Source organism: Helicobacter cetorum MIT 00-7128, from assembly GCF_000259255.1.
Lineage (GTDB): Bacteria > Campylobacterota > Campylobacteria > Campylobacterales > Helicobacteraceae > Helicobacter > Helicobacter cetorum_B.
In genome coordinates, this window is record NC_017737.1 from 993,921 (window position 1) to 1,009,903 (window position 15,983).

Sequence of the window (15,983 nt, forward strand, 5' to 3'; positions counted from 1 at the left end):
AAAAGCAACGACTATCTCAATATAATAGCACAAAAATATAGTAATTTTTGTAGAATATTTGAATAATTTTGGCGTTTAAAGGGCGCTCATATTTTAAAACTAAAGGATAGAAGTGCGCTCATTTGGAAATTATATGCAAGATTGGCTTTATGGTAAAAAGGGGTATTATAGAAAGGCAATCGTAGGAAAGAAAGGGGATTTTTATACTTCAGTATCTTCAAGCAAGTTTTTTGGTGGCACGATTGCTTTTTATATTTTAAAGCTTTTAGAGCAAGAAAAATTATCTTTACCCTTAAAAGTCATAGAAATTGGCGCTCATTATGGGGAATGCCTTTTAGATGTGGCAAAATTTTTGGATACTTTAGGTATTGAAGTGGTCTCAAAGTGTGAATTTATTAGCATTGAGCCTTTAGAAGAGTTGCAACAAATCCAGCAATCACTCTTTAAAGATTCGTTTCATTTTTATGCTACAACTCTAAAAGATTTGCATATTTCTAAGCAAGATAATGTATTTGTGTTTTCTAATGAGCTTTTTGATGCGTTTGCATGTGAGATTATTAAGGATAATCAAATGCTCTTTGTTGATGAAAAACATATGGGGGTGTGGGATAAGATTGATGAGCCAACAAGCGAGCTTTTAGCAACGCTTAAGATTAAAGAGGGGCATATTCCATTAGATTTGCATAGCTTTTTCAAAGAGCTGTTTGAAAGGTTGAATAAAGCGCATCAATGGATGTTTTTAAGCTTTGATTATGGCGATGAAAAGCCAAGAAAAGACATGCATTTAAGGGCGTATAAAGAGCATAGGGTATTAGACTTTCAAGATATTTTAAACAATCTTTCTAATTTGTATCAGCAAAGCGATTTAACTTATGATGTGGATTTTTCGCTAATACGCTCTATTGTAGAGAGTGGGGGAGGGCATTTTTCTTTTTATAAAACACAAGCTCAAGCATTATTAGATATGGGGCTTATGGAGCTATTAGAATTGTTTTCTCAAAGTGTAGGCTATGAAAAATATTTAAAAGAAGTGGCTAAAGTCAAGCCCTTGATTAGTCCGGGCGCTTTAGGAGAGCGCTTTAAGGCAATAGAATTTGTTAAAAAGGCTAGTGAATTTCAATAAGGTGTTTTTATGCGAAATTAACGCATTGTAAAATAATGGCTATTCACGCATACTAAGGCTTAAGATTTTAGAGGCACTAAGGACTTAAGGGACTTCTATAAGCCCTTTTACTTTAGATAGCTTTCTTATATTCTTATATTCTTATTTAACACCATTTGCCCTTGTATGCGAGTGAGTTCAAATTCTTGGGATATTTTAGCGAGTAACTACAAGCTCTCTACATTGTGCGTATCTAACGCTTTGATGTAAGGTTCTTTTTGCTCTTTAGTAATCACAAATGGCACTAAATTTTGCTCTAAAGTGCTATAAAAAACTAGCATTCTACCCACTCTGCCATTACCATCGCTAAAAGGGTGTATTCTTTCAAACAAAATATGTTGTTCTAAAATGGCTTTTAGCTTTTCTTCTTTGTCTTGTAAGCTATTCATTTTGTAATTGAGATTATCGCACCACTCTTTCATAGCCATAGGCACTTGAAAATGTGGTGAAGTTTTAAAACTAGCCCCTAAAATCATATTATCAGTAGTTTTAAAAGCCCCCTTATTAGGGAGTAAAAAATTCATTAAAATAGAATGTAATTCTTTCACAAAAAAGCTATCAATACTCTGTTTCTTATTTAGACTTTCTAATAAAAAGGGGAGCATATTTTGATAGTTTTTTACTTTAAAGAATGCTCTTTGGGGCATAACTCTTGGAATGTATTCGGTCGTTAAAATACTTATGGTTTCAGCAAGGCTTAGAGGGTTGTTTTCAATAGCGGTGCTGTGATGTGCCATTCTAATGGTTAAATCCATAGCATAGTCGTTAAATTCTAGTAGTTCTTTGTAGTTCATGGTATTGTCCTTAAAATATTTCATTAGTTACCTACAAAATAAACCTTTCATCATCTTTGCCCCCTTTGTTTTTATTGCTCGCAAATCGGTTATTATAAGGGTATTTGGGGTTTAGGTTTGGTAGTATTGGCTTTATTGCCATTTTGCAAATTTTGGCGTCTTTCTTTAAAAATAATGCTGTAGCGTTCAATCTTTTCTAATTCTATCTTTTGACAATGCTTGATAATACCAAGCAAGGCATTGGTATCTTGCTCTCTCATAGCATTCATGTATTCACTTCTAGTAGTTACTTCAATCACAAAGGGCGTTAAATGTGCTTTGATAGTTTGATAAAACATTAAAGCTCTTCCTGTCCTACCATTACCATCTGTAAAAGGGTGGATTTCTTCAAATTCTATATGGTGTTCTACTATCTTTTTTAATTTCTCTTCATCACTCAAATTTAATGCCAAATCATTTTGTATTTTTAAACACAATTCATTAATTCTAGGTTGCACCATAGCTGGACTTGCAGTCGGCTTTTTAGCCCCGATGATTTCATTATAAGTGCTTTTAAATTTTCCAAAATCAGGTAAGATATTACGCATTAAAACAGAGTGAAAATGACAGATTAAATGCTCATCTATAGCTTTATCTCTTTCTAAAATGTCTAAAATAAAGGGGACAAAATTACGATAATTTTCTATCTCATGCACTTCATCTAAGCTTACGGATTTAATGGGGGTTTTTCTATCAAGCAAAATACTCATCGTATCGCCTAAAGTCAGACTATTGCCTTCCATAGCGGAGTTGTGGTGTGCCATTCTAATGGTTAAATCCATAGCATAGTCGTTAAATTCTAGTAGTTCTTTGTAATTCATTTAAAGGGGTGTGTTAGTAGATTCTAAAGCCATAGGTTGCAGTAAACATGATATGACTTCTATCAGAATAGACATTGTGTTTTAAGGGCTGAGTGCCCGGTCCATTAGGGTCTGCTGGGACATACATGTTGCAATAGCCTATACAATAGCCCGCTTTAGTAATATTGCCATAGTATTCTAGTTTCAAATCTAATCTAACCTTAAAGCGGTTTGAAAAATAGCTCAAAAAGAGCGCTAAACTTCTTTCATCAGCCCTTGGACTATTAGTAATACGCCCTAAAACTTTCCAAGTAAAGCTCTTATAATGAGAACCAACATATAAAAAGCCATTAGTGGCATTTGCGCCAACAATATTGTTGATTTCAGCATCATAAATACTATTAGTCCAAATGTTATACCCTAAGGGGTCTCCATAAATACCAATATCGCCATTAGCGTTGCCAACATTCTTATAGATACTGCCTCCAAATTGCCATTTATTATAAAAAAAGCGTGTGCGTAAGAAATAAGTTTGCCCGTTTTTACCCATAGGTTCTTGCTGAAATAAGATAATATCATTCCCACGCCCTGTTATAGGGAAAAAGGGAAAAAGCCCCACAAAAGTCCCCACAAAGCGAAAGCCCTTATCATTAAAGTTAGGATTAGTATCATAAGTGAGATTAAACCCCGGAGCAAACATGCGCTCAAAGATAGCATAAAAATAGGGGTTGAATTTCAAGCCTTTTTTTTCATATTTCAAATCAGCAATCATAAGTGCTTTACCACTTGTATAGTAACGCCCAAAATACCAAAACCAATCGCTTGATGCAGAGGCTCTAGCATCAGAATACATCACTCTAAATTTAGTGTCTTTGTATTTAACAAAGCCCTCAACCCCTTGGCTAAAGGAAGTGAACCAATCATAGTCTTCAGCCTCATAGCGTCCCCCTTTGACCCCAAAGCTAAATCTATCTTTTTTATAGTTGTAGCTTAAATAGGCATTATGAAACATCCAATAACGAGGCTTTTGCACATGCAAACCGCTATGACCGGCATACCAACCAATATATTCCCAAAACATTCCTGAGGCATAGGGGTCAGTGCGAGAGCCGGGTTGTCCGTTAGGAATGTTATTGCCTTGCTTAGCGGTGGAGTCATAAGGCAAAGTAGCTACCATACCCCCAACTTCTGCTCTTAAGCCTTTGAGTAAATTCATGCTAAGGTTAAATTCGCCTAAGAGAGAAGTATAACTACCTGTAGGATAAATATCTTTTGAGGGTTGGTATTTTTGATTATTGAAACCATACTTGGTATAGGTGCTTATCTTGCCCGTAAGATTCATATTGAAAGCTTGAGCGCTAGAAACTAGGCAAAGAAAGGATAGGGGAAAAGAAAAATGCTTTAATTTCTTCAAAAGCCCTACTCCTAAATAGAGAATATTTTAAAAATGCACAAAAAGGCATGCCAAAAGGCAAAACACTCCTTAGAAACTATAAGAGAAGTGTGTCATCAAGTGGCTCATATCGTTGGTAATGCTCTTGGCAATACCACCCATGTTTTGTGGACCTTGCACAAAAGCACCGGTCTCAAACAAACCATTGTTTAGGTTGAGCGGTTGTCCGTTTGGCCCAAGGAAACCGGTTCCGGGGTTGTAACCTGCACGAACTCTAAACTCTAACCATACGAGTTTCAAACCAGCTTTAATATGTTTAGTGAACTGATAATCTAAATAAGTTCCAATACCATATTCAATAGCTCTTGGAGAAGTTGTAAAGCGCTCATAGACACTCCAACTAAACTTACCATGATTACCACCACCTTTGACATACTCAGTGAATGCATCAGCAGCGGTGATGTTATCAATAGATGCAAATCCTAGCCCATAAACACTACCAACCCATTGTTCGATACCATCAATGGCGATGGGGTTACCCCATGTTCCTAAGTTCATGTTGGGGTTACCAATGTTAAGATACGCAGCACCTACAACAAAGTAGTTGTTAATATCAATATGCTCTCTAAGTAAGAGAGTCGCACCACCGGGACCTTGTAAGCCTCTCCATTTACCGCCATCTAGGAATGGATCCCAAGTGTTATAACGAGCGGGTGCGTAACGACCATAGCTAGAGTTGTTCCAGCGATAGTCATACATTGCATAGAAAGTGGTTTTAAATCTAATACCCCTACTAGCAAAGTTGGGGTTAGTGTCATGCTCTATTTTGATACCGGGTAAAGTGCCAACTTCTGGGATAAGATACAAATAGGGGTGAATCATCAAATTTTTGGTAGGGCGATAAATAATACCGGCTTTATGGATACCCCAAGGCTTTTCACGATAGTTCGCAAAGAACCATTGACCATCAACAATACCACGACCCCAAGAGCTGAGTAATTGGAGTTTTAATTTATCATTGACTTTGAAAGTTCCATAAAAACCGGTTAGCATTTGATACATCCAGTCAATTTGCTCTTGCTCGGTTACATCAAAGCGCCCTGCTACAGCATGCCATCTCTCACTATCATAGGTTAAGTTAGCCTTATAGATTGAATAGCGTCGTGAATGACCGGGTAGATACGCACTGCCCGGATAGTAGTTAGGATATGAGCCGTTCCACTCGCCCATATACATGTATTGGAAACCACGAGGGTCAATGATAGAGCCCGGACCACCGCTTTGAGCCATTAAAGCTTTGGCTGAGATACAAGTGCTCATGGGGTTAGTCAAATCAGCTTCAGAGCCATTAAATCCAACAACACTATTACATGCATCAACAGCTTGTGAACCATCAAGCCAATAACTTGGTGGTGTGAAATCCTTTGCCCATCTATCTTGCTTGGTGCTTGCATAGGGCTGACCGCCTAAAGCACCACCTAGATTCACGCTCCATCCTCTGCCTAAATGCACAGAACCCTCTAATTTAAAAGCGATGTTGACAAAAGTATCTTGGGGGTAGATACCTTTAATGGGGTTAACGGCTGCATGGTTAAAACCTACTTTAGAGAACATGAGAAAATCCCCATGCACTTCATAAGTAATAGCACCGAGAGAACTCGTGGTGAATAAGAGCGGTAGTGTAAAGCGCTTTAACAAAGCGCTTGCAATTTTTCGTTTTTTAAATTTCTTTGGCATTCCTCTTCCTTACTTTACCTTGAAATGGACTAAAATTACTCTATGAACTAGAATATTAGCATAAAAGAACGCATAATTTGCTTAAAATTATGCTAGTTTTTCTAAAAATTTATGAAAATTTTAGAATTTAAAATGTAGATTTGTCATCAAAAAACTTCTGTCTTGAGAAGTTGCTTTAAAGGCGGGGTTATAGACAGAGCTAAAAGATTGTCCTACTTGATAGCCATGATGTAACCATGCTCGATACCATTCTAAAGTTAAAGACGCTGTTACAAAACGACTGAAATTATAAGCTAAGTCTAAATTCACAGCCCCCTCATTAGCTCTAGGACTTGTAGTAACACGCCCTAGAATTTCCCATGAGAGCTTTCTAATATGCCCGCCTACTTTGGCATGGAAAGTAAAGGCATTAGCGTTCATATTAGCTGCACTAAGCCAATCATAAACGGTGTTTGTCCAAAAGTTAAATCCAATGAGTTCTGGGTCAGTATAGGGGGTGTAAGCGTTAGCATTCCCCCAAGTCTTATAAATGCCATAGCCAAAATACTTGCCATTGATAGTAAACTTTTGTTTGAATAAAAACATTTGTGCGCTTGTGCCAGCATAAGAGCTATAGAAAATATTATGAGCGTCTTTGGGGTTGTAATAGGGGAAAAACCCCATAGCAGTTGTATAGATTGAAAGGTGGCGTCTATGACTAAGGGGGATATTATGCACATAAGTAACTTGAATGCCCGGAGCGATATAAGTGTTTGGCGAAAAGTAGAAAAAGGGGTTAATAGAAAGCCCCTTTTTATGCCAAGTAACACTCCCTGAATGAATGCCTAAATTCACCGGCTTGCCCTTTTTATTCGTGGTAACAATGGGGGCAAAATAGTCATAAATCCATTCATCATAAGTCCAGCTCATGCCAAATGAGCTAAACCACCAAAAAGTAAAATTTTTGAGATTGAGCGTAGCCTCAAAACCCTCAGTATAGCCATCCATAAAATACGCATTGCCTGCATAACGGCCTGCTTTAAAACGAAAGATTTTTTTATAGCCATATTCTATATAAGCCTCATTAAGCAAGATATTATGAGTGTGTTGGCTCATCCATTGGTTACCTTGATAGCCTCCTACACCAGCATTATTAATGCCATTAGCCGCATTAGTGCCCCAACCACCAGCTCCATAGTATCCATGCCATGCACCATAATACATCCACATCATAGAGCCAAAGGGCTTGCCTGTGGCTTGGTCTATTAAAGTCTTAGTGCCATCATAAGCAAGCCCACCACCCATAACGCCTAGCTTGGCTGTAAAAGAATGGTTATAGACATTTTTAGGGAGTAAATCTGCTTTGATATTTAAAAATCCTGTAACCCCTACAAAGGTTTCAGTAGGGTAGTAGCCTAGTGCGGTATTAATAGGGCGGTTATTAAAGCCTACTTTAGAGAACTCTGCCATAGAGCCACTAACCTTATAGCTAAAAGCATTTGCAATATTCACAAGACAGAAAGAAAGGGCGATGGTTTTTTTAAGACTTATCATAAGATACTCCTTGTTAAATAAATAGCAAATAAAGATAAAAACCTAACAAAAAACCTATATAGAATGTAAAAATTGGTTCGTATTCTTACAAAAATTATTATAATACTACTAACTTTAAGAAATATTAAATTATTTGATGAGAGCTTAAGATTGCTTTGAGGGATTTTATTTTTTTTGAATAAGCCCCTAAAAAAAGGGCTTTTTAAAATTAATTTTCAATAAAAATTTTTAGAATTTTAGAGTAAGGTTTGTCATTAAATTACTTCTATCTTGATAATTAGCTGAGTAGTCTCCATTAGGATTGTTAAATTGTGGTAAGCCAAAGTAGCCTACTTGGTAGCCCTCATTCATTTGCACGCCATAATATTGGAGTTTGAGATTGGCAAAGATAGAATGAGTGAAAGCATAACTGAGATTGAGAGCGAGTGAATATTCATTTGCTCTTCCTAGATGCCCTTGAGAGTTTCTATTCGCATGGCTAACACGCCCTGCAATATGCCATGCAAAACGGCGGATAATCCCTCCTATAGAGCCATAGATTGTGAAAGTGTTTGCATTGGTTACTGCATCAGCTAAGCCATCATAAGCGGTGTTATCCCAAAAGTCAAAGGCTAAGATACTTTCAGTTACGCCATCGCCTACATAAGAGTTGTTATTTCCTAAGGGCATGGTATGACTTCCTAAGAAAGCATCAGCATTGCCAAAAGTATTGTAAATACCAAGAATTGCCGTCCATTTATCCCACCAAAAGATTTGGCGGATATTAAGCGAGACGGCGTTTTTACCAATTTGAGAGCCATGCTGAGCGCCATCCCAAATGCTATATTGCCCCTTATCATTCTTCCACCCTGAATAATACATAGGAAACATAACCATTACCATGGTTTGAGAGCGAAAGCCTACATATTTAAAATCTGTATTGGTATCATAGATGAGTTTAAAGCCCGGTGCGTTATAAGTCTTTGGCGAAAAATAATAGTCAAATTGTGCGCTCAATCTTTTATAGTTGTAAGTGGCTGTAATACCATGCCAGCCGTAGTTGATGTATTTGCCATTAGATTGTAAATAAGGCGTTGTAGCATAAAATTCATAAACCCAAGAGTTGAACGCTAGACCCCTTCCATAAGAGCTCCACCACCAGAATTTCAAGCTTTGATTTTGCGTTTTGAAAGGCTGGTAGTAGAGCTCCCAACCTTGGTTGCTACCACTCATAAAATCAATGTTAGCCTCATAGCGCCCTAGCTTAAAGCCAAAAATATCTTTGTAGTCATATTGCAAGAATGCGGTATCTAATACATAAGGTCTCGCATGGGAGGCTCCAGCATTAGGGTCTGGTCTGCATAAGCCTTTGTTACACGCATAGGCAGGGTCAAAGAATTTGTTGAAAAAATACCCATGATAACCCCCAATGAAGTTATACACAATAGAGCCATAAGGCATTCCTGTAGCTTGGTCAATCTCATTCTTAGTCTTATCAAAGACAATGCCAGCGACCGTGCCACCTAGAGAAAAGGATAATTTATGGTCTGTGGTGTGTTTGGGGAGCAAATTGAGCTTAACTTGCGCCATGCCCACTACATCTACAAAGCTTTCAGTAGGGTAAATCCCTTTTTTAGAATTGATAATGGAGTTATTAAAACCAATTTTAGAGAAGTTTTCCATACGACCACTAAACTCATAATCAAAGGCATTAAGGGAGTTAAGCGCAAAAAGGGCGCAACCAAGAAAAAGGGGACGCTTAATGCAAGTCATGGGTTCTCCTTATATTTAACATACTTTATTCAATATAAACGATAGCTAAAATTAGTGTTAAATTAAGAATATCAGTCAAAAACGAGCGTTTTTATCATCATTAATATGCCTTAGTGTTATCATAAGTTACAAAAAATCAAATCTTTATTAAGGTTTAAATAATGTTTACTTATAGTAATTTAAGGTTTGAGGGTTTTTAATGGATTATTTTTGAAGATTGTTTGAGTTATCCATATAGCGCTATGTGATAACTTAAGAAAGCTTAAGGTGCTAAGCTAATTAGCACTATAAAGCTTAATGATGTATTTAAGACAAAGTTAAATAACAAAAAGTCAATTAAATTGAAATAAATAGTTTTATTAGTTGTTTTATGTGTGAATTTTGAAGGATTGTAATCTTGTGTTGGTATTTTTTGTGATGAAAGATTAGCTGTTTTTGTTTATCAAAGCGTGTTTAGGGCGCTTTTAATAGGCTCTTTGGGCTATTATTGATTTGATGCTTTAAGGTTTTTAAAAAAGGGGTGGGGGTGGTAAAACCCCTAAAAAGGGTTTTATGAAACGCTTTCTTCTAATTTGGTGCGTAAAAAGCTAAAAGCAGGTAAGGGGGCGGGCAAGCGCACTAAATTGATATTCCCACTATGAATAGTCTCTAATTCGGTATCGTTTTCTAAAAGGATTTTATATAACACTAAGTAATAGCGCTTTTCAAATTCATAAATCTTACCGATTTCATTGACTATGGGTGTGATAGTGGCGTTTTTTGGGGCGATGATTTCATAGGCAATGTTAGTAGTCGTGGTGAATTTGCATGCAAAAAAATGCCCATCTTCAGTGATTTCGCCATTGACTTGGTAATCTCCCTCGCTAATAGCTGTTTGGTGGTTTTGTGTGTCTAATCTCTCAAAGGGTCTTCGCATTAAATAGCCATCAGTAAAGCCTCTATTTTTGAGTGTGTTAAGCTCGCTTGTGTAGAGATTGGGGCGATTGATATTGTTATAAAAATCATCAATAGCCAAGCGATAAATGCGTGCGGTCTGTCCGGCGTAGTAATCAGATTTGGTGCGCCCCTCAATTTTAAGCGCACTAATAGCGTTTGAATTTAAAATTTCAGCGATATGGCTTGATAGGTTTAAATCCTTAGCGTTAAATATATGTGTGCCTACACCCTCCTCTTCAACAAGTCTCATCATCACGCCATTATCGGGGTTTCTCACATAGTATTCATAATCAAATCTGCAGTCATTCGCACAACTGCCACGATTTGGCACACGCCCATTTTGTAAGGCTGAGATTAAGCAACGCCCCGAAAAGGCAAAGCACATGCTCCCATGCACAAAGATTTCTAATTCTAAATTCGGTAAGGCTTTTTTAATCTCAATGGCATCATTTAGGCTTAGTTCTCTCGCACACACGATGCGCTTGACTCCCATATCATAAAACACTTGCGCATCAAGCACATTTAGGACATTTGCTTGGGTAGATAAATGGATAGGAATGTTTGGAGCGATTTTTTGAGCTAATCTTACAACACCCGGAGTAGCGATGATAAAAGCATCAGGGTTAAGCTCTGCCATTTTAGAAATATGCTCTTCTAAAAGTTTAAGTTGGGCATTAAAGGGAAAGCCATTAATTGTGGCATAGACTTTTTTATTGAGAGCATGAGCGTAATCAATCCCCTCTTTAAACGAATCTAAAGTAAATTCTTTGCTCGCACGATTGCGTAAGGAAAAATGGCTTACCCCTCCATAGACTGCGTCAGCACCATAATTCAAAGCGATTTTAAGTTTCTTTAAATTACCCGCTGGAGAGAGTAGTTCAGCTTTTTGATTCAAAATTACTTAGCCCCAAAAGAAGCAATTAGTGCCTCAATATCATCAGCGCTTGCTAAATCTTCTTTTTCATCGCCAGCGATATAAGTGGCGGAGCTCACACGCTTAGAATCATCAATCTTACCCTCAAATAAAGAGTTCATATACTGACTAAGCGCTCTCATAACATTAACAACCCTTTCAATCTTTTGGCGATGAATGTCTTGAAACTGCATAATATCCATAGCTTGCATAGAGCCATCAGAGCACCCCTCAGCCTCTTCTTTAATCATTTTGAGTGAGTCAAGCATTGTTTGTTGCTCTTCTAAGGCGTTTTTGAAAGTTTCAATACTAGGAAAATTAGCATGTAAGTTTTCAAAAATCTCTTGGTGTTTTTTTAGGGGTTCTTGGATTTTTTTCACCATTTTAACGATTTTATCCGCACTCGCACCAATTAAATCTAGCTGGTCAAAAATCTGTGTCGCTTTAGCCTCAGAATCTCTTGTAACATCATCTAGTTGATGCACGATTTTATGCTCTTCAGTAGGGGGAGGGGGAGGCCACTCATTAGGGCTAATCTTGCCATATTTTTCAGCATCTTCTTTTTTGACGGTCATTTTTTCACTATCTTTAGAGTTTTCTTCATCTTCTTGTGAATCTTTGTGAGAATCATTGGCGGTTTCTTCTAAATTATCTAGGCTTTCTAAATCGCCACCATTCATCAAGGCATCTAATTCTTCTTGTGTCATCATAACTCCTTAAGTTGTGCGCTGTTTTTAAAATAAAATTTATTTAAGGCAATTTCTAGGTGCAATTCTAGCACATCTTATGCCTTAGCTATCAAAACACCTTCTAAAATTTCATCAATATCGCCATCTAAAATGGCATCTACATTACTATAAGCACCATTTGAGCGAGCGTCCTTGACTTGCTGATAGGGGGCTAGAACATAACTTCTAATTTGATGTCCCCAGCCAATTTCACTTTTTTCTTCATTCTTCGCACTATTTTGTTGTTTTTCTAATTCTAATTCATAAAGTTTAGATTTAAGCATTTTTAAAGCGCTTGCCTTGTTCTTGTGCTGACTTCTGTCATTTTGACATTGCACCACAATGCCTGTTGGAAAATGCGTAATTCTTACTGCACTCTCTGTTTTATTGACATGCTGACCGCCTGCCCCACTAGCTCTATAATAATCATAACGCACATCTTTTTCATCAATTTCTATATCAATATCATCATCTAATTCGGGGCTAATTTGCACGCTCGCAAAACTTGTATGGCGTTTGGCATTTGCATCAAAGGGCGAGATTCTAACCAACCTATGCACCCCGCTTTCATTTTTCAAATAGCCATAAGCGTTTTCACCTTTAATGATAAAAGCCACCCCTTTAATACCCGCCTCTTCGCCATCTTGATAATCTAAAATCTCGCTTTTAAAACCCCTTCTTTCCGCCCATCTCAAATACATGCGATACAAAATGCTTGCCCAATCTTGACTCTCAGTCCCCCCAGCACCCGGCTGAATGGTAATAATGGCGTTTGAATTATCGTTTTCACCACTAAGCATGACTTCAATCTCTACTTTTTGCACGCTGTGCTCTAAAGAATGCGCCTCTTCATAGAGCAAGGATAGGGTCGCCTCATCGTTGTCATTTTGAGCGAGTTCAAATAATTCTAGGCTTTCATCTAAAGCATTTTGAGTTTTTTGATAGGTTTCTAACAAACGAGTTAAACGCACTTTTTCCTTATTAGTATCTCTAGCCTTTAAGGTGTCTTGCCAAAAATTAGGGTCTTCTTGCTCTTTTTCAATGCGTTCTAAAACTTGTTTAATCTCATCAGGTTTGATGATTTGAGCGATATTGTCGCATTTATTTTGTAAGCTTTTTAATAATTCACTATAGGTGTAGTTATCCATAGAAATAATGTGCCTTTAAGCATAATCTTATTTCTTAATTATACCATTTTGATAGTATAAGTGTATAATTTAAATCATTGATTTTAAGGTTGAAAGGATTTATTCTAAGATGGTTTTATTAGAAAGCAATGTCTTAAAAAGGGCATTGACAGGAATTGAGTATTATACCTATGTGTTGGGGAGTTTTTTGCAAAAAGAGAGCGAGTTGGATATGCATTTTTATTATAATTTAAGTCCTAAGCAATCCATAATTAGCAAAGACATGCTTACAAAAGATTCTTTTGAATATTCAGAAAATAAAATTCCTAAGATAAGTTCAGCTAATCATCATTCACAGAGCTTTAAAAGCAAGATTAAGAATGTTATCAAAAAATATCCACATTTGCATAAAAATGCTACAAGACTTTACAAAGAATACCTTTCTTTGAAATACCAAAACTCCAATATTGAGTTATCTAAAGGTAAAATGATTGATTTATTTATCTGCCCGCAACCTTATACTTACACGGGAGTTATTGCTACTAAAGGCTTAAGGGCTAAAAAACGCCTAGCTTGTATCCATGACTTGCACCATTTACATGATTATGAGACTATGTTGGATACACATATGAAATCAGTTTGCAAGGATATTGATTCTGTGCTACTTTCAACCAATCATATGAAATCATTTGATGAGATTGTGTGCTTTTCGCACTATGTTAAGCGAGAAATTATCAATTATTTAGGCTTTAAAGAAAATCAAGTGCATGTGATTTATCATGGTGTGAGAGAGATTTTTAAAAACCCTCCACTTTTAGAAACAACTTGTTTTGATTTGCCTAAAAACTTTATTCTTGTAGTAGGTTATAAGAGTTTTAGAAGAAATACAAAAAGACTCATTCAAGCTTTTGAAAAACTTCCTCACTCTATTAAATCTAGCACTAAAATTGTGCTAACAGGCACACATAGCATGCAAAATGATGAATTAGCTTTATTTTTAGAAAAAGATTTTATTATTAATTTAGGGTATGTGAATGATGATGAATTGCGCTATCTTTATAGCAAGGCGACACTATTATGGTGGGGGACTTTAGAAGAGGGCTTTGGCTATCCTATGATTGAGGCATTTGCATGCAATTTGCCTGTATTAAGTTCTTGCACTTCTTGTATGCCAGAGATTGGGGGCAATGCAGCGTATTATTGCAATCCTTATGATGTAGAAGATATTAAAAATGCGCTAGAAGAATTACTAGAAGATGAAACTTTAAGAGAGAGTTATGCCATTAAGGGCGCTAAACGAGCTCTTTTATTTACAGAGGAAAAGTCTTTGCAAAAACACCTAGCTTTGATTAAGCGCATGGTTAGTGAGGCTAGGGCAATGTGAGTGGTTTTTATTTAAATCAAAAATATTTCTGTTAAAGCATTGCATTAAAAAAAGTATTTTTAAAAAACAAATAATATTTAATGTGATTATAAAAAGAGGATTTTCTCTTTTTATAAAAAACCAATAGTTTTCTTTTATATCTAGTTATATTAATTAAATATTTCAATTATTGCACTTTGCTAGAATAGAGATAAAAATCTTATTCTATTGTTCTATAAACACTGCATCAACTAAGTCTTCTATAAAGCGTTCTTCATCAAAGGGGATTAAATCATCTTCTTTTTCGCCCATGCCTAAATAAAGAATAGGTAATTTCAACTCATATAGCACGCTTAAAATCGCTCCGCCTTTAGAAGTGCCATCAAGCTTAGTCATAATCACGCCATCTAAGGCTAGAGTTTCATGAAAAATCTTAGCTTGAGTGAGTCCTGAACTTCCTTGCGTGCCATCTAAAATGAGAAATTTGTAAAAAGGAGCGTCTTTTAAGACTTTAGAACAAGTGCGTGCGATTTTAGAAAGCTCGTTTTTGAGATTGGTTTGGTTGTGTAATCTTCCAGCGGTGTCTATAAAGACTTCATCAATGTTTTTAGCTATCGCACTTTCTATGGTGTTATAGGCTAAAGCGCTTGGGTCTGAGCCCTCTTTAGCGCTAATGACTTGAATATTGAGCTTTTCGCCCCATAATTGGAGCTGTTTAACTGCAGCGGCTCTGAAAGTATCGCCCGCCCCTAAAAGCACTTTTTTATGTTGTTTTAAAGAGAGCTTGGCTAATTTAGCGATGCTAGTGGTTTTGCCTGCACCATTAACCCCTACAATGAGATGCACTAAGGGCTTTGTGCTAATAGTTTGAAGGCGGGTTTTATCATAATAACTTTCCCCTCTTACAAAACGCAATAAAGCGACTTCTAATTGCTTAGGCGTAATTGAGTCGCTTAAATGTTTTAATAAGCTCTCTATCAAGTCGTATTGAATGTCAAAGCTAATAAGAATTTCTTCTAGCTCATCTTTAAGAATACTCTCTCTTTTTTTGATTTCAAGAGGGGTTTTTATATCTTCGCTTTTAAATTTATTAGCGATTTTTTTGAAAAAATTAAACATTGTCTTTTAGCCTTTCAATAAATTAGAGATGTCAAAAGAAAGCATTTCAGCGGGCACAACACCTTGATAAATGTTTATAAGCTTGTGTTTGGAATTATATAAAAGCATGCTAGGAGTTTTTTCTAGGCTCTTATTCTGTTTTAAAAAGGTCTTATAGTAGGAGGGGCTAGTAGGATTTAAAAGCATAAAAGAAATTTTAAAACGCTTTAAAAAAGCCTCTAATTCGTTAGTAAGATAGGGGTTTTTTAGCAATACAACAATATTAAGACGCTCCTTAAAAGTGCTTTTTAGAGAATTAAGAGCAGGAATATAATCTTTAAAAAGTGGGTCTTCCAAATCGCTTAATACAAATAAAGTAGGAGTTTTGCTCTCATTTAAAATATTTAACTCTAATGAATGTAGATTGCCTATTAAAGAGATGTTTTGAGTGGGGTCTTTGGCATATCTATAGGTATAAACCTCTTTTTGTGTTTCAATGGTTTTTTTAGGCTTGCTTATAGAAGTCTCGCAAGCATTAAAAATTAACATAATAGCAAGAATAAAAATAACAGATAGAGGAGTAATAATTCTCATTATAGTTGTGTCCT

Annotated in this window: 12 protein-coding genes and 1 pseudogene; 2 read left to right on the top strand and 11 right to left on the bottom strand. The window is 36.4% G+C overall.

What is annotated here, in order from left to right; all coding sequences use genetic code 11:
• The first annotated feature begins 112 nt into the window (after nt 1-112).
• Complete coding sequence (locus HCW_RS04610) at nt 113-1,123, top strand: SAM-dependent methyltransferase (protein WP_014661059.1); 1,011 nt, start codon at nt 113-115, stop codon at nt 1,121-1,123.
• A gap of 125 nt (nt 1,124-1,248) precedes the next feature.
• Here the strand turns inward: HCW_RS04610 and HCW_RS04615 are convergent.
• From HCW_RS04615 to prfB, 9 genes and pseudogenes are all read right to left on the bottom strand, one after another.
• Nucleotides 1,249-1,956 (bottom strand): annotated as a pseudogene (locus HCW_RS04615) (Fic family protein).
• 92 nt (nt 1,957-2,048) lie between these two features.
• Entirely contained in the window at nt 2,049-2,816 is a 768-nt protein-coding gene (locus tag HCW_RS04620; RefSeq protein ID WP_043902626.1) for a Fic family protein, read from the bottom strand.
• Nucleotides 2,817-2,829: 13 nt separating this feature from the next.
• Nucleotides 2,830-4,209 carry an outer membrane family protein gene (locus HCW_RS04625; RefSeq protein WP_014661062.1) on the bottom strand — a complete coding sequence of 460 codons (1,380 nt, stop codon included), beginning with the start codon at nt 4,207-4,209 and terminating at the stop codon, nt 2,830-2,832.
• A gap of 69 nt (nt 4,210-4,278) precedes the next feature.
• Nucleotides 4,279-5,925 (bottom strand): outer membrane family protein, encoded by a 1,647-nt coding sequence (locus tag HCW_RS04630; protein ID WP_014661063.1) that lies wholly within the window; start codon nt 5,923-5,925, stop codon nt 4,279-4,281.
• Nucleotides 5,926-6,045: 120 nt separating this feature from the next.
• The gene (locus HCW_RS04635) at nt 6,046-7,458 is read right to left on the bottom strand and encodes an outer membrane family protein (RefSeq protein ID WP_014661064.1); all 1,413 of its coding nucleotides are present in this window, start codon (nt 7,456-7,458) and stop codon (nt 6,046-6,048) included.
• 228 nt (nt 7,459-7,686) lie between these two features.
• A complete protein-coding gene (locus HCW_RS04640; protein WP_014661065.1) occupies nt 7,687-9,210 on the bottom strand; it encodes an outer membrane family protein in 1,524 nt (507 codons plus the stop codon).
• Nucleotides 9,211-9,760: 550 nt separating this feature from the next.
• Complete coding sequence (locus tag HCW_RS04645) at nt 9,761-11,041, bottom strand: peptidase U32 family protein (RefSeq protein WP_014661066.1); 1,281 nt, start codon at nt 11,039-11,041, stop codon at nt 9,761-9,763.
• 2 nt (nt 11,042-11,043) lie between these two features.
• Entirely contained in the window at nt 11,044-11,766 is a 723-nt protein-coding gene (gene cheZ / locus HCW_RS04650) for a protein phosphatase CheZ (protein ID WP_014661067.1), read from the bottom strand.
• Nucleotides 11,767-11,843: 77 nt separating this feature from the next.
• Entirely contained in the window at nt 11,844-12,935 is a 1,092-nt protein-coding gene (gene prfB, locus HCW_RS04655) for a peptide chain release factor 2 (RefSeq protein WP_014661068.1), read from the bottom strand.
• 109 nt (nt 12,936-13,044) lie between these two features.
• Between prfB and HCW_RS04660 the strand changes: the two genes are divergently transcribed.
• Nucleotides 13,045-14,298, top strand: coding sequence for a glycosyltransferase family 4 protein (locus HCW_RS04660; protein WP_014661069.1), 1,254 nt, complete (start codon nt 13,045-13,047; stop codon nt 14,296-14,298).
• A gap of 204 nt (nt 14,299-14,502) precedes the next feature.
• On the opposite strand, the gene ftsY is transcribed toward HCW_RS04660, so the two are convergent.
• Together ftsY and HCW_RS04670 are read right to left on the bottom strand one after the other, a co-directional pair.
• A complete protein-coding gene (ftsY, locus tag HCW_RS04665; RefSeq protein ID WP_014661070.1) occupies nt 14,503-15,396 on the bottom strand; it encodes a signal recognition particle-docking protein FtsY in 894 nt (297 codons plus the stop codon).
• 6 nt (nt 15,397-15,402) lie between these two features.
• Complete coding sequence (locus tag HCW_RS04670; RefSeq protein WP_014661071.1) at nt 15,403-15,969, bottom strand: hypothetical protein; 567 nt, start codon at nt 15,967-15,969, stop codon at nt 15,403-15,405.
• Nucleotides 15,970-15,983: the final 14 nt, after the last annotated feature.